This window comes from Ruegeria sp. YTSC004 (genome assembly GCF_059609805.1).
In genome coordinates this window covers 448091-473545 of sequence record NZ_JBXWMJ010000002.1, presented here as the reverse complement: position 1 = coordinate 473545, position 25455 = coordinate 448091, and the positions used below count along the sequence as shown (strand labels likewise).

The following is a 25455-nucleotide window of genomic DNA, read 5'->3' as shown; positions in this document are numbered from 1 at the left end:
CTGTGTCGTACGGGGTTATCGGTCAAAGCCGCCGACTTGTTCGTGAAAAACTGCTCCTACGGGTGTCAGGGTATCGCGCAGGTCATCTTTTGCTGGTCCGTAAACCTCTAACGTGGTGGGGGTGAGAATTGCCAGAAAACGGTCGGCAAAATTCGCTCCGAAGTTCTGCATATGGATCATTGCGTCATCTGAACTGGCGTAGCGTTCATAGATGTGAACAGTCGACCCTGTACGATGCCACTCATAAGATTTCGCACCACTTTCGTTCAGTGTCGCATCCACCATTTCCGCCATCAGCGCATCAAATGCAGCATCCTGATCGGCCTGCAACTCAAGTTTCAGCAGCCAGTAAATATCTTCGGTCATGAAATGCTCCGCGCAGATTGGACATGCAACCTAAGCTCGACCAAATCCCTTTGGTCGCGCTGTGACGGTCCCGTGGATGAACACGGGACCGTCTTTTCTTGTCAGACGGATTTATCCGTCTTTCTGATCGTAGGCTGTGCCCCAACCCCATGCGCCCGAGCCAAACCCGCGCGCCACGACGCGCTCACGGTAGATGGCGGACACAACATCACCGTCGCCGGCGAGCAGGGCCTTTGTGGAACACATCTCGGCGCAGATGGGCAGTTTGCCCTCGGCGATCCGGTTGCGACCATATTTTGCGAACTCTGCGGTCGAGTTGTTTTCTTCGGGACCACCGGCGCAGAAGGTACATTTGTCCATCTTGCCACGTGATCCGAAGTTGCCCGCCTGCGGGTATTGCGGCGCACCGAAGGGGCACGCATAGAAGCAATAGCCACAGCCAATGCACAGGTCCTTGGAGTGCAGGACGACGCCTTCCTCGTTCTGATAGAAGCAGTCGACCGGGCACACCGCCATGCAAGGCGCATCCGAACAATGCATACAGGCCACCGAGATCGAGCGTTCGCCCGGGTTGCCATCATTGATCGTCACCACCCTGCGGCGGTTGATGCCCCACGGCACCTCGTGCTCGTTCTTACACGCGGTTACGCAGGCGTTGCACTCGATGCAGCGTTCAGCGTCGCAGAGAAACTTTGCTCTAGCCATTATCGTTCTCCTTACGCTGTCGAGATCTTGCAGAGAGTACACTTGGTCTCTTGCATCTGGGTCACTGAATCATAGCCATAAGTCTGGGCGGTGTTGGAACTTTCACCCAAGACATAGGGGTCGGCACCAGCAGGGTATTTATTCCGCTGGTCTTCACCCTGAAAATGGCCACCAAAGTGGAACGGCATGAAGGCCACGCCGGCACCGACCCTGTTGGTCAGCATCGCCATCACCTTGACCTTGCCGCCCTCGGGACCTTCGACCCAGACCTGTGCCCCGTCACGAATGCCCAGATTGTTGGCATCGCGCGGATTGATCTCGACGAACATGTCCTGTTGCAGCTCGGCCAGCCACGGGTTTGACCGTGACTCATCACCGCCGCCCTCATACTCGACCAGACGACCAGACGTCAGGATTATCGGATAATCCTTTGAAAAGTCGTTCTTTTGGATCGATGCATAAAGCGTGGGTAGGCGATAGGCCTGACGGTCCTCGTAGGTCGGATAGTCCTCTACCAGATCGCGACGTGGCGTATAAAGCGGCTCACGATGGATTGGGATCGGATCCGGGAAGGTCCAGACAACCGCGCGGGCTTTGGCGTTCCCGAAGGGCGCACAGCCATGCTCGATCGCAACCCGCTGGATGCCGCCGGACAGGTCGGTCTTCCAGTTGGTTTCTGGTCCCGCAACGGCGTCTATGGCCGCGCGTTCTTCGGCGGTTAGATCGCCATCCCAGCCAAGGTCCATCAGCATCTGCATCGTAAATTCAGGGTATCCGTCCTGAATTTCCGACCCGACACTATAAACCCCTTCGGCCAGCAGGTTGTCACCATCGCGTTCCACGCCGAAACGGGCGCGGAAGGTCAGGCCGCCTTCGGCCACCGGTTTGGACATGTCATAGAGGTTTGGTGTCCCCGTATGACCCATCTCAGCCGTTCCCCAGCAAGGCCAGGGTAGACCGTAATACTCGCCGTCGTTGGGTCCACCAATGGCCTGCAGCGTGGTTCTGTCGAACGTGTGCTGGTTGGCCATGTGACTTTTCAGACGTTCCGGTGACTGACCGGTGTAACCGATGGTCCAGAGGCCCGAGTTGAACTCACGTGTGATGCTTTCAACATTCGGTGTTTCCGGGTCGTCCATTTCGATGTTTCGGAACAGACGGTCCGCCCAGCCGAACTTGTTGGCGAACTTGGCCATGATGACCTCGTCTGGCAGACTTTCGAACAGCGGTTCCACCACCTTGTCACGCCACTGCAGCGAGCGGTTCGATGCCGTGACCGAGCCGCGGGTTTCGAATTGCGTACAGGCGGGCAACAGGTAGACACCATCGGTACGGTCATGCAAAACGGCGGAAACTGTAGGATACGGGTCGATCACGACCAGCATGTCCAGCTTCTCCATCGCCGTCTTCATTTCCGTCATCCGGGTCTGCGAGTTGGGCGCGTGGCCCCACAGCACCATGGCGCGGACATTGTTGTCCTGATCCATGTTTGCCGGGTCTTCCAGAACACCGTCGATCCAGCGGGAAACAGGGATGCCGCGTTCGTTCTGAAGCGGTTTGTCCTTGCCTTCCTTGTCCTTGATCGTGGCGAACTGGCCCGCCAGCCATTCGGGCTCTTCACCCCAGACACGTGCCCAGTGACCCCATGCACCTTTTGACAGGCCATAATAGCCGGGCAGGGTGTGGGACAGAACACCAAGGTCCGTTGCGCCCTGAACATTGTCATGGCCGCGGAAGATGTTGGTGCCACCACCCGAGGTGCCCATGTTGCCAAGCGCAAGCTGCAACACGCAGTAGGCGCGGGTGTTGTTATTACCATTGGTGTGCTGCGTACCACCCATACACCAGATCACCGTACCAGGACGGTTGTTGGCCATGGTGCGCGCAACACGCTTCAGCTGCGAACCGGGGGTGCCGGTGACGCGCTCGACCTCTTCCGGGTTCCACTTGGCAACCTCTTCACGGATCTGATCCATGCCCCAGACACGGGTGCGGATGAATTCTTTGTCCTCCCATCCATTGTCGAAGATGTGCCACAGAATACCCCAGACCAAAGCAACGTCTGTACCGGGGCGGAAGCGGACATATTCATCCGCATGCGCCGCGGTGCGCGTAAAGCGCGGGTCGCAGACGATCAGCGGCGCGTTGTTCTGCTCTTTCGCGCGCAGAACGTGCAGCAGCGAGACAGGGTGCGCCTCGGCCGGGTTGCCGCCGATGATGAAGATGGCCCGAGAGTTATGGATGTCATTGTACGAATTGGTCATGGCGCCATAGCCCCATGTGTTCGCGACACCTGCAACCGTGGTTGAGTGGCAAATACGGGCCTGATGGTCCACGTTGTTCGTGCCCCAATAGGCGGCGAATTTGCGGAACAGATAGGCCTGTTCGTTGTTATGCTTCGCAGAACCCAGCCAATAGACGCTGTCTGGACCGGATTCCTCGCGGATGCTCATCATGCCGTCGCCGATCTCGTTGATCGCCTCTTCCCAGCTGATGCGCTTCCACTCGCCGCCTTCCTTCTTCATCGGATACTTGAGGCGACGCTCGCCATGGGCGTGCTCGCGAACTGCGGCCCCCTTGGCGCAATGTCCACCCAGATTGAACGGGCTATCCCAACCGGGCTCTTGCCCGATCCAGACGCCGTTCTGCACTTCGGCGACGACGGTACAGCCGACCGAGCAGTGGGTGCATATGGACTTGATGTTTTCGACGGCCTGATTGGCCGCTGTCTGGGCACTGGCTGGCGTCACGGTTCCACCCGTGGCGCTGATCGCGGCAAGGCCGCCGATCGTCAGGCCCGAGCCACGCAGGAATGCGCGGCGATCGACGGTTTTCTCGCCGACCTGGGACAGGATACTTGTCCGCTGGGAGCGTCTCGCAACCCCGTTGGTCTTTTTCCTAAGCATTTCTTTCCTCCCTTGCGCGCCGTGTGAGCCACGGCTGGCTTGGTACTGCTGGTGCCGACGTCAGGGCCAATCGCAACCGTCAGTCGGGTGTGACCTCGTCCGGGTTAGAACCGGGCGCTGTCGTCGCGCTAGAAGCGTGCGCTTTTCAAGTATGCGCGCGTGTGCGCGGTGTCCTGAATGCGGTTCTCGTCCGTAGGCAGCTCGGCTGCCTCGGCTTTTCCGCTCAGGCTGGCGGCAGCAACGGCAGCGGGTGCTGCGGTTCCAGCCAATTTGAGGAAGTCGCGGCGCGTTGCGCCTTCTTCCTTGGTCTTGCTCATGGGTTTCTCCTCTCCCATTTGCGAGTTAGCACCCCTTGGGGCGCCGGCGAGTGACAGCGGTTCACGCTGCCGTCATTCGGAAGGCTTCGCGCTCGATCTCCATGAAGACCCGACCGGCTGTGCCGATCGAGGCATAGAGAACCGAGTTTTCGGCGCCTTCCAAATCCGAATAGAAATGCATGGCCCAAGGGCCGACATGTTTGTTCCAGAATGCCCTCTGGTCCTCCAAAGATGCAGCTGCGCCGAAGCGACCAACGATCATGCCCGCCATCATCTCCATCAATGAAGCGATGTTGTCTTCCGGTTCAAAAACATTCCGGGCTCGGGTAATGCCGCGCATCGCCATGTCGTTGCGCAGTTGCGCCAGAGGTTTCTCATTCAGGAATCCAGTGAGGTAGAAACTGGCGTAAGGTAGCAGCTCGCCGCGTCCCAACCCGATGAACAGCGCGTTGAATTCGCGTTCCGCAGCGGCGGGCTTGGTCACTTTGGCGACGCGGGCCATGGCCTGAATGGCCTGTCCAAGATCGGTTTCATCGCCAGTCAGACCGGAAACTTGATCCAGCAGCATCTGATCAGGCGGCGCAGACAGAAGCAGCCCCAGAAAGTTGTAGAAATCCGCGCGCATACGATCCTCTGTCGTGACATTCATCTGTTGCGCTTCACTTGCGGTCATCAGGTTATCCTTCGAATTCAAATTTCATGCGGCGTGGGGCAGGGGTGATTTCTGCATCCTCCGACGCGTCCGATGTTATTTCAGCCTTAACTATCACAACGGGCTCTGGCGCGGGTTCTGAGGGTGCCACGGGTTCTTCCTGCGGTTCATCCAATTCAAATGCCTCGTCCGCTTCGATGTCTTCGGCCTCAGCCGCCAGCGCCTCGACATGTGCAAGCATACCTTTGCCAACCTGATATGCGGTCTGAATGTTTTCGATCACGCAGGCGGCGTCGGTATAATCCTCGCCGTAGTCCACAAGGCCATCGACATTGGCCAGAACCGGGTTTAGTCGCCACAGCCGTCGCAAGGCACGACGGCGCAGACGGTCAGGCACCGCCTTGGCCATAAAGCCCGAGACATCATCGCCCGCCTGCAATTCGTCAGGGTCGGGCAGATTAAACTCGGCCAGTATCTCGGCATCGGATTTGTGTTGCAGTTCGGCGTGTTGGGCGGCAATGGCCTGTTCTTCAACCGCGATGACCTCGGCCTCGGCTTCCGCCTGTACTGCCGCTTTGCGGCGGGACCAGAAATCGCGAGCTTGGGTCACTGCACGATCCTCCGCGGGGCGCGGTACACGTCTGACTCTTGCCGGATGCGTGCATCGCCCTTGCCGTCCTCGACCAAATCGATCCGCTTTTTGTCCCGGCGGCGTTTCACGAAGACTTCGTCGCTATGATGCTCCAAAGCGAAGTCGCGCACCCAGGCGATCAACCCATCGGTCATCGGAATTTTCTCAACGATCTCTTCACCGGTATCGGCATAGTCCTGACCTTCGAAGGGCGACGCCGTTACCAGCACCGCATCCATCGGCCTTTCGCCATCCAGCGCATCACGAAGGACAAGGTAGATCGACGGCTGGCCGTCCGACAGGTTCACCATATAGGCTTCGGTCTCGTCCGCCCAAAGCGTTAGAGGCAGGGTCGCTGCGTGGTACTCGATGGCCTCGCCTTCGCGCCGCATTTCGTGCCAGTCCGCAGGCCCGGCACCGGGCAGCACGGCGATAGCGCGCCAGTTCCATTTCGCCCAGCGGGTTACACCGGGTGTTTTGCGCACGACGACGCCGATTGGCATTTCAACCTGGCTTGCGGCCTTGGCCACTGGCTCCTCCCCGGAAGGCTCTCCCATGCCTTCCCTGGGGTCCACTATGGTACACAAAGCGCTCAGGTGCCAAGCCCGCGTCGTACGACCTTAGTCGTAATGGCTGGTAGCAAAATAGTGATCCTCGCAAGCGGACACCTTTGTTTATTGTAAAGAATGGGGTTTCCGCGGCCAAATGGCCTGCTGTCCCAAAGGGTTTACATTCCAGCAACGGGGATACAGCCTGCGATGCAAGGAGGTGGAGAAGTATCCGGGGGAGGATCATGGGCACCAAATTACTGTTATGCGATTGCGCCGGGTCTCAACCTCTGAATTCCGACAAGATCGGTTCGGCCTGCGAGATGGAATGTTCCAAGGTTTTCACAGCGCTTTGCACGCGAGAGTTGGAAGCGGCGGCCGCGGAGATACAACAGGGGGACACCATCATTGCCTGCGGACAAGAGCAGGAAGTGTTTCAGGCCCTGGCCGAAGAACTGAATGTGGACGCCCCGGGCTTTGTTGATCTTCGTGACAGGGCCGGGTGGTCTGATGAGGGCGCGGATGCGGCCCCCAAGATGGCTGCCCTGGCCGCCGAAGCCTTGTTGCCGCAGCCGGTGACGCCCAGCGTAGACGTCTATAGCGAAGGCACATGCCTGATCATCGGTCCCGGCGACGTTGCATTTGCTCTTGCTGAAAAACTGGCCGTTACACTGGCGGTTACGGTGCTTGTTACAGATGAGGCTGCGCCCTTTTCGCGCGCGTTCGACGTGGTGCGTGGGCGCATCAAATCGCTGAACGGTGCATTGGGTGGGTTTACCCTGCAGCTTGACGCGTTTCAGCAGCTTGAGCCCGGCGGTCGCGGAGCTTTTATGTGGACAGAGGCACGTGACAGGGCACAATCGGGCTGTGACATCGTTCTGGACCTGACCGGCGACACACCCTTGGTTCAGGCACCGGGCAAGCGCGAAGGCTATCTGCGGGCTGATCCCAAAGATCCATTGTCCGTCGAACGGTTGGCGTTTGAGGCGGTTCAATTGGTCGGCACGTTCGAAAAGCCGCTTTACGTGCGGATGGAAGAAACGCTGTGTGCCCATTCACGGGCCGAACAGGTCGCTTGCACGAACTGTCTGGACATCTGCCCGACCGGTGCGATCAAACCTGCCGGTGAGCATGTGGAAATCGACCCCATGATCTGCGCCGGGTGCGGTGAATGCGCGGCGGTTTGTCCGTCAACTGCGATCACCTACGAAGATCCGCCGGTTTCGGCGTTGCTGTCGCGGATGCACATCCTGGCGCGCACCTACCGCCGTGCTGGTGGAGCCGCGCCACGCTTGTTGGTGCATAATGCCCACGGGGCCGAAATGATCCGATTGGCCGCCCGTTTTGGACGTGGCTTGCCTGCCGATGTGGTCCCACTGGAACTGAGTGTGATTTCAGGCTTTGGCCATGCCGAGATGCTGGCTGCTTTGGCGCATGGTTTCGCGCGAGTGGACGTCTTGCTATCCCCAACGACCGAGCGCGATGCGTTGGACAGTGAACTGGCCTTGGCACAGGCAATAGCGGGGGCGAATGCCCTGGGGTTGTTGGATGAGGCCGACCCGGATGCGCTGTCTGATGTCCTTTATGCGCAAGATGTCCCTCAGCCTTTGGCCGACCCGGTATTGCCATTGGGTAACCGCCGCCAGATCGCCCGTTTGGCTGCGCAGGCACTGAACCCCAAAGCTGAAAAGCCGCTGGCCTTGCCGGAAAACGCGCCCTATGGGGCGATCGCTGTCAACACGGATGCCTGTACTTTGTGCCTCAGCTGTGTGTCGCTGTGCCCGTCGGGTGCTTTGATCGATAACCCGGACAAGCCGCAATTGAACTTCCAGCAAGACGCCTGTTTGCAATGTGGGTTGTGCAAAGGCATCTGCCCGGAGGATGCGATTGCTCTTGTCCCGCAGCTTGACCTGAGCGATGCAGCCCTGTCCCAGCAGGTGCTGAATGAAGAGGAGCCGTTTGCTTGTGTAGAATGCGGGGCATTGTTCGGAGTTAAGTCCACCGTGGAACGGATCATGGAAAAGCTTGCGGGTACACATCCGATGTTTGCCACCTCGGACAAGGCGCGGATGATCCAGATGTGTGACAATTGCCGCGTGAACGCTCAGTTCCAGCAACAGGACAACCCGTTCCAGTCTAACCCGAAACCTCGTGTCGTCACGACCGAGGATTATTTCTTAAAACGAAAGGATCACTGAAGCTTTAACGGTGCACCCAAGTCCGCTGCGGTAATAACCGAGACAAAGGCAAGGATGGCTTCCAGATCGTCCAACGTCATTTCGACAGGATATATGGGCGATGGACGCTGTGGATCAAACGGAGGTGTCAGCCCGTCAATCTGTGTGAACGAGGGGTGCGGGTTGAGGGCGAAGAACGCCTCGAACCGTTCTGACCAGTCCGGCATGGCGCGCAGCACCGCGAAAGAGGGGGTCGAACCCAGACCATTCATCCGGTTCTTGGGCCCGATCACATGGCACCGGCCGCAATGGGTCATCGACAGTTCCTCGCCGCGCAGCGTATCGCCGTCGATCACTGTTTCGGTTTCCACGGCTGCAATGTCGAAGCTGGCCGAGAAGGGCGCGCCTTGCTCTGGCGCATAGCTTTCAACCGTCCGTTTTCCGATATCGGACAGCAGCCAGTCGCGGAATCGCTCATGTTTGACGTCCTCTTCGATCCGAAGGTGATAGATCACACCGTCGCGCGCAAACACAGGATCACCCGGAGGCGCGGTTTCCAGCACCAAAACGCCGGCATCATCTGCAATAACCCGGATCCCGGTCTTGAGAGAAAAGCGAGGAAGGATATGTTGCAGCAGACCTGAGTCAGCAACCTCGTCCGGCGCGGCAAGACCAATCGCCTCTTGCGACCAAGAGGGGGTGGCAGAGAGCGTCAGGCTCAGGCACAAGAGGACAAAGCGCATGCCTCAGCCTAACGGCACGGCACCAAATGCGTCAAATGAACTGAATGAGACGGAGACACGTGCAATGAACGGCAACCACAGCTTGTCGATACGCAGAGCCCTGACCACCGGGTTCCAAAAGGAGAATGACGCATGAGTGTTCGTGACGCAGTTCTTGCAAACCTGAGAAAGATCACCGATCCGGTTTCTGGACAGGACATCGTCAGCGCCGGTGTCGTCCGCGCGCTGAACGTTGAAGGGGATACAGTGCGCTTTGTGCTGGAGATCGACCCCAAGCAGGCTGAGCGTATGGAGCCCGTCCGCGCCGCTGCCGAACAGGCCGCGAAACTGGTCGATGGTGTTTCGACAGTTTCCGCGATGCTGACCGCACATTCCGAAAAAGCACCGCCGGATCTGAAGCCCAAGCCGAAACCTTCGCAGACCGGACCGCAGGCCGTGCCGGGTGTGGACAGAATTATTGCTGTGGCTTCGGGTAAGGGTGGCGTTGGCAAGTCCACCGTTTCCGCCAACCTCGCTTGTGCATTGGCAGCCGAAGGGCGACGCGTGGGTCTGCTGGATGCGGATGTTTATGGCCCGTCGCAGCCCCGGATGCTGGGTGTTTCTGGCCGCCCGGCCAGCCCTGACGGCAAAACGATCCTGCCATTGCGCAACCACGGCGTCACCATGATGTCGATGGGTCTGATGACCAATGAAGGTCAGGCCGTTGTCTGGCGTGGCCCGATGCTGATGGGCGCGCTGCAACAGATGATGGGTCAGGTGCAATGGGGCGCTCTGGATGTGCTGATCGTCGACTTGCCGCCCGGCACCGGTGACGTGCAGTTGACGTTGAGCCAGAAGTTCAACGTGGACGGCGCCATTGTTGTTTCGACCCCACAGGACGTGGCCCTGATCGATGCCCGCAAGGGGATCGACATGTTCAACCAGCTCAAGACGCCCATCCTTGGGATGATTGAGAATATGTCGACGCATATCTGCTCGAACTGCGGCCATGAAGAGCACGTGTTCGGCCATGGCGGCGTAAAGTCCGAGGCAGAGGCGCTGAGCGTTCCCTTGCTGGGTGAAATCCCGCTGCATCTGGATATCCGCGTTGCCGCTGATGGCGGTGCACCGATCGTGGTCAGCAAGCCCGACAGTCCGCAAGCCGAAGCGTTCCGCCAAATTGCGCGCGGCATGATTGCCAAGGGCAACGCATGAGCGAGCCGGTCTTTCCCCCATTGCTGACGGGCCACCCGGTGCAGGGTGGGGAAGACCCGTTCGAGCGCGCGCAGGCCATGGCCGCGCTGGGCTGTGATGCCGGTACCGTGGTCTATAACATTCAGGCCGATCGTCTGCGTGTGGCCATCGTTTTTGCCCCCGAGGTTGTCTTGAGCGAAGCGATGGCAATGCTGCCCCTCTGTGCCGTAGGGTTTCAGAACGCGCTGGGCGCGCTGGCCCCGCCTGAGGTCGCGGTTCATCTGGGCTGGGACGGGTTGATCTGTGTAAACGGGGCGAAATGCGGGATGTTCCGCGTGGCAGCTTCGGATACAGATCCAGAAGCGGAACCGGATTGGCTGATCGTCGGATGGGATTTGACGCTGCTGCAAACCAGTCAGGCACCGGGCGAAAACCCTGATATCACCGCCCTTTACGACGAAGGATGCGCGGATGTCGCAGCGACGCAGCTTGTCGAAAGCTGGTCGCGGCACATGATGACATGGCTGAACCGCTGGCAAGAGGACGGCAACGCGCCTGTGCACGGAGAATGGATAGGCCTGCTGCGCGGTGTCGGAGAGCCCATTGGTGAAACGGGTGTGTTTCTTGGAACGGATGAACGGTTCGGCATGCTGATCCGGCAAGGTTCAGATACACAGCTTCGCCCGCTGACGGAATTGTTGGAGAACGGATGATGAAACTAGCGCGCGCAATCCATTTCGACGAAAGCGACATGAATGTGTTCCACTCCCCGGCGCGAACCGGGGAATGGTGCATTTCGGGCGGATTCGAGTTCTCAAATTGGGGCGAAGGCGATCTTGAAGGCAAGGCGCGTCAGGCTTTTGCGAATGGTTGGTTGGGTGTGGAAACCTTTGGGCGGGTGACATTCGTCGCGGTCACGCAGGTGGAACAGGCCGAGCTGGATCAGATCGCGCAGAGCCTTGCTGAACACTTTGTACAGCTTTACGGGGCACCGTCGGTCGAGGCCGCCATGGACGTCGCCCGGGTCGAGATCGCCCACATGTCCGAGCTGTGTGATGAGCATAACCCAAACACGCTGCTGACCGTCTCGCGTGAGCTTTCAGACGCCGGAGTGCGTGAGGCTTTCCGTGTGATCACGCCGCAAGAGACTCAGCTAGAGGCTCTGGCCGTACATGGGTCGTTGGACGAATAACCGTCAGATTAGATCCGCAAAGCCGCCAAATTGACCGCGCTTAAAGATCAAACCTTTGCCGGTGCGGTACATGACCTTTTGAACCTCGCCAACAATGATCAGGTGATCCCCCGCATCGTGTTGTGCGTGCACCTGACAATCGAACCGGGCCAGACAACCGGATAATTGCGGTCGGCGCGCAGTGTCGTGGGCCCATTCCGCGTGCGAAAAATCCTTGCCGTCGCGGGCAAAGCGCAGGGCCTGTTCTTGCTGATCCTGCCCCATCACGTGGATTGAATAGTGTCGGCTGGCGTTGAAATCGTCGAACCGGTTGGAGTCTTTGGCCAAGCACCACAAGACGAGGGGCGGGTCTAGCGATACCGACGCGAATGAGTTGACCGTGATGGCCCGAGGGCCCTGATCGGTGTTCGTGGTGATCACCGTCACACCGGTTCCGAAACACCCCAACGCTTCACGGAAAGCGGTGCTTCGATCCGGGGTTGGAGTGAATTGTTTTTCCGTCATTGCGCGCTCATCCCGTGGCCGTGCCTCAGGTGCCACGACGCGCGGGGTTTGTCCATGAAAAGCTGCGTCCGGTATGCGTGTTTTCCGAACTAGTTCAGGTCTTCCAACAGACGACCATGTTGGCGCGTTGCCTCAACGACCAGGCCAAAGGTTGTCATGCCGCGCGCCTGCAGCATCGGTAGCATTTTGACCAGCGCTTGGGCGGTAGCAACCGCATCACCCAAAGCGGTATGGCGCAGTTGTTCGGGGATGGTGATGTCCAACCGTTCGCACAGGGCGTCCAGCGTGTGTTTATCACTTGCCCCGAACAGCACGGCGGACAACAGAACTGTATCCAGAATGGGGTGATCCCAATCGACATCCATGCGTTTGGCATGCCGCCGTAGAAACGCCATGTCGAATGGCGCGTTATGGGCCACGATCACTGCATCGCGGGCAAACTGATGCAGCACCCGCCCGGCCTCGGCAATGCCCGCCGCACCCTGAACCATATGATCACTGATCTTGTGCACCTTGGTCGAGGCCGGCGGGATCGGGATGCCGGGATCAACCAGCATGTCCAGTTGTTCTCCTTCCACGATCCGCCCGTTGACAACCCGCACGGCCCCGATCTGAACAATTTCGTCCTTGTGGGGCAGTAGTCCAGTGGTTTCGGTGTCAAACACGACAAAGCACAAGTCCCGCAGGGCAAGGTTGTCGATGGCCTCGTCCGTGGACGTGTTCAGCAAGTCGAAGTCATAGACCAAGGGTCGCGCAGCCTCGGGCTCGATGTTTGCAGCACTGTCCTCAAAAACCAGCATATACCCGGGTGCGTTGCCCAAGGGTTTCATGCGCGCCCTGTAACTCTGGGCACCATCAACACTGGTCAGTGTACAGGCGACCTCTAGCCCGGTCTTCACCAACTTGGCATGAGCTTCTTCCAACGGATCAGACTTCAGATATTCCAGCAACGAAGCATTCAGCCGGGGATGCGCAATCTGTGCAAGCACCTCTGCAGCCTGACCATCATACAAAACGATCTTGTGGGTAGGGCCGGCCAACAGCATCGCAACTGGGATTTCGGTCAGAAGGGCCGTCAGACGTTGTTTCTCTGCCGCCAGGTGCGCGGTTTCCTCGGCCACGGCCTGCGCCACGTCCAGTGTTTTGCCGGACAGCTGGTCCGCTAGCCCGGCCGCGGCTGGTGCCAGATCACCCAGATACCGCGCAGCCTGCGCGTCCAATTCCGTGCTGACCCCGGCATGCGCGCGCGCCCTGAGTTGGGCGGATATCCGTTCGATTGGCTTTGCAACATTGTCGTCGAACAATAACCAAACCGCCGCAGTCAAAGCCAGAAAGCCAAAACCCATCAGGATTTCGGCAAAGATGAACGCGTCGACCAAGTCAGGATCAGCAACGCGCCGATAGCTGATCCACAGTGCCAGAGAGCTGACGGTCAGAGCGCCAATGGCCAGCAGGCAGAAGAACAGGAAAATGCGCAGACGCAGGCTTAACCGGTTCAGCATGTCACACTCCGCAGGTTGCCTCGACAATTGGGTCACTGGAGGTGACGTCGATCCAGTCGGCGTTCAGCAGCCGCCCGTCATCCGCGAATTCTGCCCCATCCGCAAGATTGGCGCGGCTGAACTCTTTGCAATTGACCGCTACAGGTAGTTTTGAGACCGGGGCCCAGCGACCAAAGAGATACAGTTCCACCAACCGTTGTTCGGGAACCTGTTCATTGGTGCGCACGGAACCGGCATCAATGGCGGCAAAGCGGTCCACGAAAGGCACGGCATAGGTCCAGGGGCGATAGAAGGCGCGGCTTTCGACCTCTTGAATGACGGTCATACCTTCGGGAAGGGTATCGCGGGTGCGGTCGTACCAGGAATACTCGCTGGTGATCGTCATACCGATCATACCGAGACCTGCGGCAACGGGTGTCATCCAGCGGGGCAGGCGGCCACCCGTCAATTTGTTTAGAACCATTACGATGCCGGCAAAAGCAAAGCCTGCAAAAATAGTGCCGATCAGTTCCAGAAACATGTATCTCTCCGTGTGTCTGCCGCTTTAGCCCAGCATTCCCTTGCCGTGACCAACTGCCGATTGCATGGTTTTTACCACAACGAACGCATCCCGAAGATGACTTCGCTCAAAATCCGACAGGTCCGAGGGCGGAAGGAAATTGTCGGGTTTCCGATCACTCTTCACAAGCCTGACCTGATGTTCAAGCCGGGTTTCTGCAATCAGATCATAGGCATCCAGCAAATCCCGCGCCCCGGAGGTACTGAGGATACCGCTTGATGCGGCGGCGTTCAGGCGTGCTCTGGTATTGGCTTCGGTAAGTTGCCCTTGAAGGCTGTAGATCCGTGCAAGGTCAACGACGGGGACCACGCCATTATGTTTGAGATCCAGCGTGTTGCGATGCTCACCCGACCGAATGGTTGCAATCCCGCGCAACAGACCCAGCGGAGGCGTGTGTTTTAGCGAGTTCGAGATCATATGCGCGACAAAGATCGAATTTGCGTTGGCGGCTGCCAAAGTCTCGGCCTGCAGATCGTCGAACAGGTGAAAGGCCCCGCCAATCGGACGCAGGTCGAACATGACCGAAGCCAGCATCTGTGCCTCGGGGTTCGGTTTGGCGATCCAGCCGTTGAAGTACTCGCGCCAGACACGGACGGGCTGACACCAGCGCGGGTTAGTGGCCATCATGTCGCCAGGGCAATAGAAATAACCACAAACATCCAGCCCATCCGAGACGAATTTTGCCAGCTTTGCGAAGTAGCCCATATCCGCGTCCGAAACGCTGTCATCCAGCATCAGGCAATTGTCCTGATCGGATACGCCGGTCTGCTCCTGCCGCCCCTGTGATCCGCAAGCCAGCCACAGGTAGGGAACGGGTGGGGGTCCCAGTTTGTCTTCGGCCAGTTTAAGCAGGCGACGGGTCGCCGTATCTGCGATATCGGTGATCAGGCGGGTTACGATTTCATGCCTGTTTCCGGCTGCAACCAATTGCACCAGCAGTTGCGGGATTTCAGCGGTCACCGCCGCCATTTTATCTGCCGTGTCCGCTTGTACAATCCTGCGGACCAACTCTGCCGAGTTAACCGCCTGATAGTGGGTCAGATCCGTCTGCGTCACGATACCGACCAGACGACCCCCCTCGCTGACCGGAATGTGGCCGATCCCGCGTTCCATCATCACATGCAGAACGTCCGAGCCAATATCCGAAGGTGATAGGGTGATCGGGTTTGCCGTCATAATCGCTGAGATCGCCGTGTCGGCAGGCATGCCATTGGCCACGAATTTACCTGAGATGTCGCGCAGTGTGGCGATGCCCAGAAGGTCATCCGCCTCGGTGACACAAAGCGAAGAAATGTGCTTGTCGCGCATCATCCGGGCGGCTTCCTGAACCGGTGTGCCTGGCGGACACGTCGTAGGGTTATGTGCCATCAGAACGTCGATGGCGCTGGTGGCCAGGCTTTGCGGACCGGACCGGTTCGATCGGGTCCGATTGAAGAATTTCGAAACGACGTCGTGGCCATCTATAAGTTGACGCACCAGGTCGGGGGGCAAAACCAGCAACACGGATGGCGTATGCGCCCGCGCTTTAGTCGCGGCCTTGCCGTCCTTTAGCAGGCCGCGCTCTCCGAACGAGTTTCGCAGACCAAGATGGGACACGACAGCGTCGTTCTCATCGGTAATCTCAACTTGCCCCTCGTAGATCACAAAGACGCCGGGCAGGGTGTGCCCCAATTCGTATACGGGAAAGTCCTCGTCGACCTCCCATACCTCGATCTGCTTTGCGACCTGATCCAACGTTTCCGGGGGCAGGGCATCATAGGGATGTACGGACTTTAGAAACCGGGTGATCTGGTCATGGGACAGGGGCATCAATCACTCCTTGGTTTCTGGTTTAAAAATCCCGCCCGGTGGAGTGCCGGACGGGAAAAGTTGATCGAAAGACGCGGCACAGGAAAGTTAACCTTATGCCGCATCATGCTCACTTGTTCTGAGCTGCGCCAGCGCCACGGGGAATGCGGACGCTTTCGACCAATTCAACGATCTCCGGCGGAGTCTCTTTGGTCATTCCGGCGACGACGTAAGCGACGCCGAAGTTGATCATTGCACCGATGGCGCCGAACGAGGTCGACTTGATCGGACCCAGGAGCGGATCAGCATCAGTGAACGAGTTGGTGCCCGGAATGAACAGCCAGCCCTTGTGCAGGAAGATGTAGACCAGGGTTACGGTCAGACCAGCCAGCATACCTGCGACAGCACCGGTGTTGTTGATACGGGTCGAGAAGATCCCCATCATCAGCGCCGGGAAGATCGAGGCAGCCGCCAGACCAAACGCCAGGGCCACGGTTTGCGCCGCAAAGCCCGGTGGGTTCAGACCCAGATAGGTTGCGACAACGATGGCCACGGCCATGGCGATACGAGCAGCCAGCAGTTCTCCTTTTTCAGAGATTTGCGGGTTGATCGCACCTTTGACAAGGTCGTGGGATACCGCCGACGAGATCGCCAGCAACAGACCCGCAGCGGTCGACAGAGCAGCCGCAAGACCACCGGCAGCGACCAGACCGATCACCCAACCCGGCAGGTTGGCAATCTCGGGGTTGGCCAGAACCAGAATGTCGCGGTTGAACTTGGTCAGCTCGTTTCCGACCCAGCCTTTTTCTTCGGCAAGTGCCTGCATGTCGGCGTTCTTGTCGTTGTAGTACTGGATCTTGCCGTCGCCGTTCTTGTCTTCCCAGTCCAACAGACCGGTTTTCTGCCACGTCTGCATCCAGTCATAGCGCGGATCATTGTCGATATCCTCGACCGAGACAGCGCCACCTTCGATGCCACCATTGGGCCACATCATGTCGGTGATGTTCAGACGCGCCATTGCGCCAACCGCAGGGGCGGTCAGATACAGCAGAGCGATGAAGACCAGCGTCCAGCCAGCGGACCAGCGGGCATCCGACACTTTCGGTACGGTGAAGAAGCGCATGATCACGTGCGGCAGACCGGCGGTGCCGATCATCAGCGACAGTGTGAACAGAACCATGTTCAGTGTGTTCGAGTGGTGGGCAGTGTATTCGTTAAAGCCCAGCTCGGTCACGATCGCGTCAAGCTTGGTCAGCAAAGGCTCACCACTGGCAGTATCGCTGAACAGACCCAGCGCCGGAACCGGCGTGCCGGTCAGCTGCAGCGAGATGAAGATCGCCGGGATTGTGTAGGCAGTGATCAGTACGCAGTACTGTGCGACCTGAGTGTAGGTCACGCCTTTCATCCCACCGAACACTGCGTAAGCAAACACGACACAAGCACCGATCAGCAGACCAGAGGTGTTCGATACTTCGAGGAAGCGGCCAAAGGCCACGCCCACACCGGTCATCTGACCAATCACGTAAGTCACCGATGCAACGATCAGACAGATCACTGCAACGATACGCGCGGTCTGGCTGTAGAAACGGTCGCCGATGAATTCCGAGACAGTGTATTTGCCAAACTTACGCAGATAGGGCGCAAGCAGCAGTGCCAGCAGCACGTAACCGCCAGTCCAACCCATCAGGAAGGTCGAATTGTCATAGCCGGTAAAGGCAATCAGGCCCGCCATCGAAATGAACGAGGCCGCAGACATCCAGTCTGCCGCTGTTGCCATGCCGTTGGTGACTGGGTGAATGCCGCGACCGGCGGCGTAAAATTCCGATGTGGAACCCGCACGGGCCCAGATCGCGATGCCGATGTACAGCGCAAAGGACGCGCCGACAAAGAGCAGGTTGATGGTAAACTGGTCCATTCCGCTTACTCCTCATCCACGCCGTATTCGGCGTCCAGCTTGTTCATGCGCCAGGCGTAGTTGAAGATCAGCACCAAAAAGACCAAGATCGATCCTTGCTGAGCGAACCAAAAGCCCAGATCGGTGCCGCCAACGGCGATGCCGGACAGCAATGGACGCAGCAGAATGCCGAATCCAAAAGACACCAGCGCCCAGATCACGAGGCTGATGTAGATGAGACGCAGGTTCGCCTGCCAATAGCCCTTGTCGGCCTCGGCAGTCTGCGCGGAGTGTGTTGATTGATCCGCCATTGCGGGTTCCTCCTTCGCTTCTTCCATGGGCGACCCGTTGTCCAAAACCTCCAACGCGCGGGGTCGCTTTTCGAAATGCCGAATGCCAGGGTGGCATCAGGCACGACTTCTCCGATCCGCCAAGGCGGGTACTTTGAAGTTTTCCTTTAGGAATTGGGCCCTTATTCAGGGCGGGCCGTCTTCCCTTAGTTCATGGCGTCGCTGACAATCCTTTCCAGATTGCCCGCGATGTCATCGATATTGCCCATGGCGTTCAGGCCTTTTAGAACGCCGTGGTCTTGGTAATAAGTAATCAAAGGCGCGGTTTGCGCGTGATACGCAGCCAGCCGCGAGGCGACGGTTTCGGCGTTGTCATCAGCACGGCGCTTGAACTCGGTGCTGCCGCACTTGTCACACTTGCCTTTAACAACAGGGACCTTGAACGTGTCATGGAACCCTTCGCCACATCCGGCGCAGGTGTAGCGGCCCGAGATACGGATAACCATTTCGCCGTCCTCAACCTCAAGACTGATGGCGGCGTTGATCTTCTGCCCGGTTTCCGACAGCAATCCGTCCAGCGCCTCGGCCTGAACCGTTGTGCGTGGAAAGCCGTCAAGAATGACGCCCTTGGCGCAATCCGGTTCAGCAAGACGGTCGCGCAAAATGGCAATGACGATCTCGTCGCTGACCAGATCGCCGGCTTCCATCACCGCCTTAGCGGCCTTGCCGGCCTCAGTTCCTGAGGCGACAGCCGCACGCAACAGGTCGCCGGTGCTGAGTTGAACCAGCCCGAACTTGTCTTCAAGCATACGGGCCTGTGTTCCCTTCCCGGCACCCGGAGGGCCGAGAAGGATCAGAACAGCGGGTGTGGTGATCGTGGCAGCGTCCATCACATCCTCACTTGTTCGCACGGTTTTCGATCAGGTCTTCGACCACCGACGGATCGGCAAGCGTAGACGTGTCACCCAATGCGCCAAAGTCGTTCTCGGCAATCTTGCGCAGGATACGGCGCATGATCTTTCCCGAGCGGGTCTTGGGCAGACCAGGAGCCCACTGGATCACGTCAGGCGATGCAATCGGGCCGATCTCGGTCCGGACCCATGTGCGCAGCTCTTTCAGTAACTCATCCGACGGCTCACGGTCATTCATCAGAGTGACATAGCAATAGATGCCTTGTCCTTTGATTTCATGGGGATAGCCAACTACAGCAGCTTCAGCGACCGCGCCGTGCGCGACCAGAGCGCTTTCGACCTCGGCTGTGCCCATGCGGTGGCCCGAGACGTTGATCACGTCGTCAACCCGGCCAGTGATCCAGTAATCACCATCCTCGTCACGACGGCAGCCGTCCCCGGTAAAGTAGTAGCCTTTGTAATCCGAGAAATAGGTCTTCTCGAATCGTTCATGATCACCCCAGACGGTGCGCATCTGGCCGGGCCAGCTGTCTTTGATACACAGAACACCTTCGACACCGTTTCCGGTGATCTCGACACCAGACTGCGGGTCCAACACGACCGGTTGAATGCCAAAGAAAGGCTTCATCGCGGCACCAGGCTTCATCGCGTGTGCTCCGGGCAGGGGAGTCATCAGATGACCACCGGTCTCGGTCTGCCACCACGTGTCAACGATGGGGCAATTTCCTTTGCCGACCACCTCATTGTACCAGTTCCAGGCTTCAGGGTTGATCGGTTCGCCCACGGTGCCCAGTAGTTTCAGGTCGCTCAGATCATGCTTTTCGACCCACTCGTTGCCTTGCCCCATCAACGCGCGGATCGCGGTTGGTGCGGTGTAGAACTGGTTGACCTTGTGCTTGGCGCACACCTCCCAGAAACGGCCTGCGTCGGGGTAGGTAGGGACACCTTCGAACATCAATGTAGTCGCGCCGTTGGCAAGCGGGCCGTAGACGATATAGCTGTGGCCTGTGACCCAGCCCACGTCAGCCGTGCACCAATACACATCGCCCTCGTGGTAATCGAAGGTGATCTCATGGGTCAGCGATGCGAATACCAGATAGCCGCCAGTGGTATGTACCACACCCTTGGGTTGTCCGGTCGAGCCTGAGGTGTAGAGGATGAACAGCGGATCTTCTGCGCTCATCTCAGCGGGTGCACAATAGTCGTCCGCCTCAAGCGCCATTTCGTTATAGTCGTAGTCGCGGCCGTCGATCCATGTGGTCTGACCACCGGTGCGCTTGACCAACAGGCATTTCACTGTGTCTTTGCAGTGCAGAAGAGCAGCATCCGCATTGGATTTCAGCGCAGTCTTGCGGCCGCCTCGAGGGGCCTCGTCGGCGGTGATGACAACCTTTGCGTCGCAGCCATTGACGCGCGCCGCCAGAGCGTCGGGTGAGAATCCCGCAAAGACGATCGAATGGATCGCGCCAATACGCGCGCAGGCCAGCATGGCATAAGCGGCCTCGGGGATCATCGGCATATAGATCACGACGCGGTCGCCCTTACGCACGCCCAGCGATTCCAGAATGTTTGCCATCCGGCAGGTCCGGCGGTGCAACTCAGCATAGGTGATGTGCTGCGCTTCGTCTTTTGGATCATCCGGCTCCCAGATGATCGCCGTCTGATCGCCGCGGGTTTTCAGGTGACGGTCCAAACAGTTGGCCGAAACGTTCAGCGTGCCGTCTGCGTACCAGTTGATTCCGACCGAGCCGAAATCATAGTTTACATCTTTGACTTGTGTGTAGGGCTTGATCCAGTCGATCCGCTTGCCTTGTTCGTCCCAGAACGCAACGGGATCGTTGATCGAAGCCGCATACATCTCAGTGTATTTTTCAGCGTTAACATGCGTGCGGGCCACGGTTTCGGCGGACGGCGGAAAGGTATTGGCTTCTGCCTGGGCAGCGGTTGTCATTCTGAGGCTCCTCCCTCTGGATCATATTGAATCAGACCGATTTTGCCTGCTGAACTGGCGATGTCGATCTGTTTCCTCCTTATGCGCAATAATACGGAGAGCTGAAAACAAGGAAATAAATTACCGATTTATCACGATTAGTTTGTAAATTATTTTTTTGGCCCGAAGTGGTTTTGTAAAGAAAGAGATCATCGTTGGGAATAGTGGTGTTTTTACATAGCTTTGGCTGTAATGAAAAATTGTGTAGAAATAAACCGCCCGATTACAACTAAATTGCATCTGAGACTCACCTTTCGGTTGTTAGCGCTCAACGGTGCCATTCCTTACTGGCCATGAATGCTGACCGGGGGTTGGCACATTCCGATGTTGGCGCTAGCTTTGACCGCAAGCGCCTCGGTAAGGGGGTGCAGCAAAGGGAGAAATCAGTATGAAAAAGATTTTGAGCGGCTCTGCTGTGGCCGCCTTGTGTGTTGCGTTCGTGTCCGAGGCAGCCGCAACTGAATGGAATGCTTCGGTCTGGGGCAAACGTCGTGCGTTCACCGAGCATGTTGAGAAACTGTCTGAGTTGGTCAGCGAAAAGACAAACGGCGATTTCACCATCAATGTCAGCTATGGCGGCCTGTCCAAGCCGCGCGAAAATCTGGATGGAATCGAAATTGGCGCGTTTGAGATGGCTCAGTTCTGTGCCGGATATCATCGCGACAAAAACCGCGCGATCACCGTTCTGGAACTGCCGTTCCTGGGCGTGAACAATCTGGATGAGGAAGTTGCCGTCAGCCACGCGGTTTACGATCACCCTGCCGTTAAGGATGAGATGGCGCAGTGGAATGCGCGTATCATCATGACCTCGCCCATGCCGCAGTACAACATCGTCGGAACCGGCGACCCGCGTGACGAACTTGCCGAGTTCGAAGGCATGCGTGTCCGCGCCACAGGTGGTCTGGGCAAGGCATTCGAAGCGGTCGGCGGTGTTCCGACCTCGGTTCCTGCAACCGAGGCCTTTAACGCAATGGAGTCCGGTGTCGTTGACACGGTTGCCTTTGCTCAGCACGCGCACCTGTCTTTTGGCACGATCAACGAAGCGGATTGGTGGACGGCCAACCTGAACCCCGGCACTGTGAATTGCCCGGTTGTGGTCAATATCGATGCCTATGAGGCACTGCCAGCTGAGCATCGCGAGGCACTGGACAGTTCGATCGACGAAGCGATTGATCACTATCTGGCCAATTATGGATCGCTGCTGGATCAGTGGGACAGTGTTTTGGACGAAAAGGGCGTCGCAAAGGTACAGATCGATGATGCGGTAATCGCAGAGTTCCGCACCAAAGCTGCCGATCCCATCCGGGCACAGTGGATTGAGGATATGTCCGCTCAGGGTATTCCTGCGCAGGACCTGTATGATCTAGTCCAGTCCACGCTGGAACAGCAACGCAGCGGTAACTAAGCACAAAATCCGGGTGCCCATCGGGGCATCCGGACACCAATAAAAATACAGGGGAACACCGCAATGGCAGGACAGGCCACGGTGCTTGAAGACAACAGCCTCCTGAGTTCTTTGGACCGTAAGTTGTTGAGGTTAGAGCGGTTTCTGGCTCTGATCAGCGGCCTTGCCGTGTTCAGTCTTATGGTTCTGGCGGTGGTCTCGGTCAGCGGACGCAATGCGATTAACGCACCTTTGCCGGGATATGTCGACTGGATCGAACAGGCGATGCCGCTGATTGCATTTCTGGGCATTTCATATGTTCAGCGCGATGGCGGTCATATCCGGATGGATATTGTCATCTCACGTCTGCACGGGCGGGCACTTTGGTTGTTCGAGCTAATCTCGGTCCTTCTGATCCTTCTGCTGATGTTGGCTTTAGTGTGGGGCAGCTGGTCCCATTTTGACCGCTCGTTCGACTTTGGCGCTCCTATGTGGAGCCGCGACAGTTCGATCGACATCGGCATCCCGCTTTGGCCGGCCAAATTGCTGGCACCTGTGGCGTTCTCGGTGCTCTGCTTGCGGTTGCTGCTTCAGGTCTGGGGATATGGTCGCGCGCTGATCGTAGGGGCCGAAAGCCCCGTAGCCGTTCCACTGATACAGGATGCGGCCGCTCAGGCCGCTGCCGAGGCCGAGCAATTCGAAGGGCAGGACTAGCGCATGGACTCGATTGAAATTGGCCTGTGGGTCACGGGTGGCCTACTGGTTCTGGTTGTGACCGGAATGCGCGTGGCCTTCGCGGCGGCTCTTGCGGGGCTGGTCGGGTTGGTTTGGATTTTCTGGGCCAAGTTTGGATACGATCCTGATCGCTTCGGCAAAGCATTAACCGTCGCGGTCAAGACGGCGGGGCAGGTGCCCCATTCCAAGGTTGCGGCCCATACACTCAGCCTGATCCCCACCTTTATCTTGATCGGTTATCTGGCCTATTACGCAGGGCTGACTCGCGCGTTGTTCGAGGCCGCTAAACGTTGGGTTGCGTGGGTGCCCGGAGGGCTCGCGGTTTCGACTGTGTTCGCCACAGCCGGGTTCGCGGCCGTTTCTGGCGCGTCGGTGGCGACCTCGGCTGTGTTCGCCCGGATCGCTATCCCCGAGATGCTGAAAGTCGGTTACAACAAGCAATTCGCAGCCGGAGTGGTCGCAGCGGGCGGTACACTTGCATCCCTTATCCCGCCATCCGCGATCCTTGTGATCTATGCGATCATCGTGGAACAGGATGTGGGCAAACTGCTGCTTGCCGGGTTTATCCCCGGTGCATTTTCGGCCGTTGTGTACGGTCTGCTGATCGTCGGCATCGCGGTTGTGTTCAAAAACGTTGGTCCACCGGTAACAGGCTTCACCTGGAAGCAGCGTTTTGCGTCGCTGCCGGGCGCGTTTCCGATTGTCGCCGTAATCCTGATCATCATTTGCTTTGTCTATAACCCGTTTGGAGAAAAGGCTTGGGGCACTCCAACCGAAGGCGGGGCTATCGGTGCCTTCATCGTCTTCTGTTTCGCCCTTTTCCACGGGATGCGGTGGCCCGAGCTGAAATCGGCGCTGCTGGAAACCGCCAAACTGACGGCCATGATCTTCACGATCATCTGGGGGGTGCTGATCTACGTACGGTTTCTGGGGTTTGCGGATCTTCCAGGCGCGTTTTCGGACTGGATCACTTCGTTGGAAATGTCGCCGATGCTGATCCTGATCTGTATCCTGCTGGCCTACGCCGTCTTGGGCATGTTCATGGACGCTATCGGCATGCTGTTGCTAACGCTGCCAGTGGTCTACCCGGCGGTCATGGCCCTGAACGGGGGCGAGACGGTCAGCGCCGCAGAAAGCGCCTTTGGCATGTCAGGTCCGATGTGTGCGATATGGTTCGGTATTCTGGTCGTGAAAATGGCCGAGTTTTGCCTGATCACGCCGCCTATTGGTCTGAATTGTTTCGTGGTGGCAGGCGTGCGTCCGGATCTGAGCGTTCAGGACGTGTTCAAAGGCGTTACGCCGTTCTTCATCGCCGACGGCGTAACGATCGCGCTGCTCGTGGCGTTTCCCGGTATCGTACTCTACCTGCCGTCATTGGCCGGGTAGAAAAAGCCCCCGGTGGTGAACCGGGGGCCAGTCGACGTGAAGTGCGGGTTCTTCAGCTCGCCCGCATCAGCATCCCATACAGATCCCGTGGATCATCCGGATCGGCCAGCATGTCCAAAGGTTCAAAGAAATCAGTGCCTTCGATGGCGGACTGGATGTAGCGCAGCGCAGAGAAATCCTCGATCGCGAAGCCGACGCTGTCAAACAGCGTGATCTGGTGGTCATCTTGGCGCCCCTTGGCCTGACCTGTCATCACCTGCCACATCTCGGTCACCGGATGATCGTCATCCAACGCCTGAATCTCGCCTTCGATACGAGTTTGCTCGGGGTATTCGACAAAGATCTCAGACCGCAGAAGGATGTCTCGGTGCAACTCGGTCTTGCCGGGACAGTCTCCGCCAATGGCGTTGATATGCACGCCCGGTCCAACCATGTTGTCGGTAAGGATAGTGGCATATTTCTTATCCGCTGTGCAGGTGGTGATGATCTGCGCGCCCTCGATGGCATCTTCAGGTGTTTTGCATAACACAACTGTCAGTCCGGTGTTCTTGAGGTTCGCTGCACATTTCTCGGTCGCTGCGTGATCGGTGTCATACATACGTACGGTGTCAATTCCACACATGGCCTTGAACGCCAAACATTGGAATTCAGACTGCGCGCCGTTGCCGATCATCGCCATGACGCGCGAGTTTTTCGGGGCCAGGTAACTGCCCACCAATGCTGACGTCGCGGCGGTGCGTAGCGCGGTCAGCATCGTCATCTCGGTCAACAGGGTCGGGTAGCCGGTGTAAACGTCAGCCAGCAGGCCGAAGGCGGTGACGGTCTGCAGGCCCTCGGACGTGTTCTTCGGGTGGCCGTTGACGTACTTGAACCCGTAGGCCTCGCCATCCGAAGTCGGCATCAGCTCAATCACGCCATGGGGTGAGTGGGCCGGGATGCGGGGGGTTTTGTCAAAGCTCTCCCAGCGTTTGAAGTCGGATTCAATCTGAGCTGCGATCTGAGTGATCATCTTTTCAAGCCCGATGTGGTGCACCAGCCGCATCATGTTGTCGACGGATACAAAGGGCACAAGCGCCTTGTCGGAAGGTTGCATCATGGTCTC

24 protein-coding genes are annotated in these 25455 nt (G+C 58.1%); 7 read left to right on the top strand and 17 right to left on the bottom strand.

Going from position 1 to position 25455, the window contains the following annotated elements:
- Window positions 1-15 precede the first annotated feature (15 nt).
- The 7 genes from AC2FFP_RS06010 to AC2FFP_RS05980 all read right to left on the bottom strand — a co-directional run bounded on the left by AC2FFP_RS06010 (window position 16) and on the right by AC2FFP_RS05980 (window position 6107).
- On the bottom strand, window positions 16-366 hold the full coding sequence (locus tag AC2FFP_RS06010) for a putative quinol monooxygenase (RefSeq protein ID WP_496733019.1): 351 nt from the start codon (window positions 364-366) through the stop codon (window positions 16-18).
- Between the two features lie 111 nt (window positions 367-477).
- Window positions 478-1071, bottom strand: a complete 594-nt coding sequence (gene fdh3B, locus AC2FFP_RS06005; protein ID WP_058273836.1) for a formate dehydrogenase FDH3 subunit beta — start codon at window positions 1069-1071, stop codon at window positions 478-480.
- Between the two features lie 11 nt (window positions 1072-1082).
- Window positions 1083-3977 carry a formate dehydrogenase subunit alpha gene (locus AC2FFP_RS06000; RefSeq protein WP_496880808.1) on the bottom strand — a complete coding sequence of 965 codons (2895 nt, stop codon included), beginning with the start codon at window positions 3975-3977 and terminating at the stop codon, window positions 1083-1085.
- Window positions 3978-4105: 128 nt separating this feature from the next.
- A complete protein-coding gene (locus AC2FFP_RS05995; RefSeq protein WP_058273834.1) occupies window positions 4106-4294 on the bottom strand; it encodes a ubiquinol-cytochrome c reductase iron-sulfur subunit N-terminal domain-containing protein in 189 nt (62 codons plus the stop codon).
- 61 nt (window positions 4295-4355) lie between these two features.
- Window positions 4356-4967: a TorD/DmsD family molecular chaperone gene (locus tag AC2FFP_RS05990; RefSeq protein ID WP_496766684.1), complete on the bottom strand. Its 612-nt coding sequence runs from the start codon at window positions 4965-4967 to the stop codon at window positions 4356-4358.
- Window positions 4968-4971: 4 nt separating this feature from the next.
- Complete coding sequence (locus tag AC2FFP_RS05985) at window positions 4972-5556, bottom strand: DUF3306 domain-containing protein (RefSeq protein WP_496843971.1); 585 nt, start codon at window positions 5554-5556, stop codon at window positions 4972-4974.
- Complete coding sequence (locus tag AC2FFP_RS05980; RefSeq protein WP_496843969.1) at window positions 5553-6107, bottom strand: DUF3305 domain-containing protein; 555 nt, start codon at window positions 6105-6107, stop codon at window positions 5553-5555. The genes AC2FFP_RS05985 and AC2FFP_RS05980 overlap by 4 nt, the downstream gene beginning before the upstream one ends.
- Before the next feature lie 263 nt (window positions 6108-6370).
- Between AC2FFP_RS05980 and AC2FFP_RS05975 the strand changes: the two genes are divergently transcribed.
- A complete protein-coding gene (locus AC2FFP_RS05975; RefSeq protein WP_496880807.1) occupies window positions 6371-8323 on the top strand; it encodes a 4Fe-4S binding protein in 1953 nt (650 codons plus the stop codon).
- Here the strand turns inward: AC2FFP_RS05975 and AC2FFP_RS05970 are convergent.
- The gene (locus AC2FFP_RS05970; RefSeq protein WP_496766677.1) at window positions 8317-9045 is read right to left on the bottom strand and encodes a c-type cytochrome; all 729 of its coding nucleotides are present in this window, start codon (window positions 9043-9045) and stop codon (window positions 8317-8319) included. The two genes, AC2FFP_RS05975 and AC2FFP_RS05970, sit on opposite strands and share 7 nt — an antisense overlap.
- 132 nt (window positions 9046-9177) lie before the next feature.
- Here AC2FFP_RS05970 and AC2FFP_RS05965 point away from each other — a divergent pair, with 132 nt between their 5' ends.
- From AC2FFP_RS05965 to AC2FFP_RS05955, 3 genes are read left to right on the top strand one after another with little or no spacing between them, the layout of a single operon-like run.
- Window positions 9178-10239 carry an Mrp/NBP35 family ATP-binding protein gene (locus AC2FFP_RS05965; protein WP_496766675.1) on the top strand — a complete coding sequence of 354 codons (1062 nt, stop codon included), beginning with the start codon at window positions 9178-9180 and terminating at the stop codon, window positions 10237-10239.
- Window positions 10236-10931, top strand: a complete 696-nt coding sequence (locus tag AC2FFP_RS05960) for a biotin/lipoate--protein ligase family protein (RefSeq protein WP_496766673.1) — start codon at window positions 10236-10238, stop codon at window positions 10929-10931. The genes AC2FFP_RS05965 and AC2FFP_RS05960 overlap by 4 nt, the downstream gene beginning before the upstream one ends.
- Window positions 10931-11410, top strand: coding sequence for a DUF6505 family protein (locus tag AC2FFP_RS05955; RefSeq protein WP_496766671.1), 480 nt, complete (start codon window positions 10931-10933; stop codon window positions 11408-11410). The genes AC2FFP_RS05960 and AC2FFP_RS05955 overlap by 1 nt, the downstream gene beginning before the upstream one ends.
- 3 nt (window positions 11411-11413) lie before the next feature.
- Here AC2FFP_RS05955 and AC2FFP_RS05950 read toward each other — a convergent pair whose 3' ends face one another.
- The 8 genes from AC2FFP_RS05950 to acs form a co-directional block, all read right to left on the bottom strand.
- Window positions 11414-11914 (bottom strand): flavin reductase family protein, encoded by a 501-nt coding sequence (locus AC2FFP_RS05950; protein ID WP_496766669.1) that lies wholly within the window; start codon window positions 11912-11914, stop codon window positions 11414-11416.
- Window positions 11915-12003: 89 nt separating this feature from the next.
- Window positions 12004-13416, bottom strand: a complete 1413-nt coding sequence (locus tag AC2FFP_RS05945) for a 3'-5' exonuclease (RefSeq protein WP_496843966.1) — start codon at window positions 13414-13416, stop codon at window positions 12004-12006.
- A 1-nt stretch (window position 13417) separates the two neighbouring features.
- Window positions 13418-13936, bottom strand: a complete 519-nt coding sequence (locus AC2FFP_RS05940; RefSeq protein ID WP_496766664.1) for a hypothetical protein — start codon at window positions 13934-13936, stop codon at window positions 13418-13420.
- A 24-nt stretch (window positions 13937-13960) separates the two neighbouring features.
- Window positions 13961-15784 carry a DUF294 nucleotidyltransferase-like domain-containing protein gene (locus AC2FFP_RS05935; protein ID WP_496766662.1) on the bottom strand — a complete coding sequence of 608 codons (1824 nt, stop codon included), beginning with the start codon at window positions 15782-15784 and terminating at the stop codon, window positions 13961-13963.
- A 109-nt stretch (window positions 15785-15893) separates the two neighbouring features.
- Complete coding sequence (locus AC2FFP_RS05930; protein WP_058273825.1) at window positions 15894-17678, bottom strand: sodium:solute symporter family protein; 1785 nt, start codon at window positions 17676-17678, stop codon at window positions 15894-15896.
- A gap of 5 nt (window positions 17679-17683) precedes the next feature.
- Window positions 17684-17968 (bottom strand): DUF4212 domain-containing protein, encoded by a 285-nt coding sequence (locus AC2FFP_RS05925; RefSeq protein WP_496722375.1) that lies wholly within the window; start codon window positions 17966-17968, stop codon window positions 17684-17686.
- Window positions 17969-18153: 185 nt separating this feature from the next.
- Window positions 18154-18837: an adenylate kinase gene (locus AC2FFP_RS05920; protein WP_496776507.1), complete on the bottom strand. Its 684-nt coding sequence runs from the start codon at window positions 18835-18837 to the stop codon at window positions 18154-18156.
- 7 nt (window positions 18838-18844) lie between these two features.
- Complete coding sequence (gene acs / locus AC2FFP_RS05915; protein WP_496776512.1) at window positions 18845-20809, bottom strand: acetate--CoA ligase; 1965 nt, start codon at window positions 20807-20809, stop codon at window positions 18845-18847.
- Window positions 20810-21236: 427 nt separating this feature from the next.
- Between acs and dctP the strand changes: the two genes are divergently transcribed.
- The 3 genes from dctP to AC2FFP_RS05900 all read left to right on the top strand — a co-directional run bounded on the left by dctP (window position 21237) and on the right by AC2FFP_RS05900 (window position 24353).
- The gene (gene dctP / locus AC2FFP_RS05910) at window positions 21237-22253 is read left to right on the top strand and encodes a TRAP transporter substrate-binding protein DctP (protein WP_058273822.1); all 1017 of its coding nucleotides are present in this window, start codon (window positions 21237-21239) and stop codon (window positions 22251-22253) included.
- A gap of 63 nt (window positions 22254-22316) precedes the next feature.
- A complete protein-coding gene (locus AC2FFP_RS05905) occupies window positions 22317-22946 on the top strand; it encodes a TRAP transporter small permease (RefSeq protein WP_496880806.1) in 630 nt (209 codons plus the stop codon).
- A 3-nt stretch (window positions 22947-22949) separates the two neighbouring features.
- Window positions 22950-24353 carry a TRAP transporter large permease gene (locus AC2FFP_RS05900; RefSeq protein WP_058273820.1) on the top strand — a complete coding sequence of 468 codons (1404 nt, stop codon included), beginning with the start codon at window positions 22950-22952 and terminating at the stop codon, window positions 24351-24353.
- A 52-nt stretch (window positions 24354-24405) separates the two neighbouring features.
- On the opposite strand, the gene ocd is transcribed toward AC2FFP_RS05900, so the two are convergent.
- Window positions 24406-25449, bottom strand: a complete 1044-nt coding sequence (gene ocd / locus AC2FFP_RS05895) for an ornithine cyclodeaminase (protein WP_496766652.1) — start codon at window positions 25447-25449, stop codon at window positions 24406-24408.
- Window positions 25450-25455: the final 6 nt, after the last annotated feature.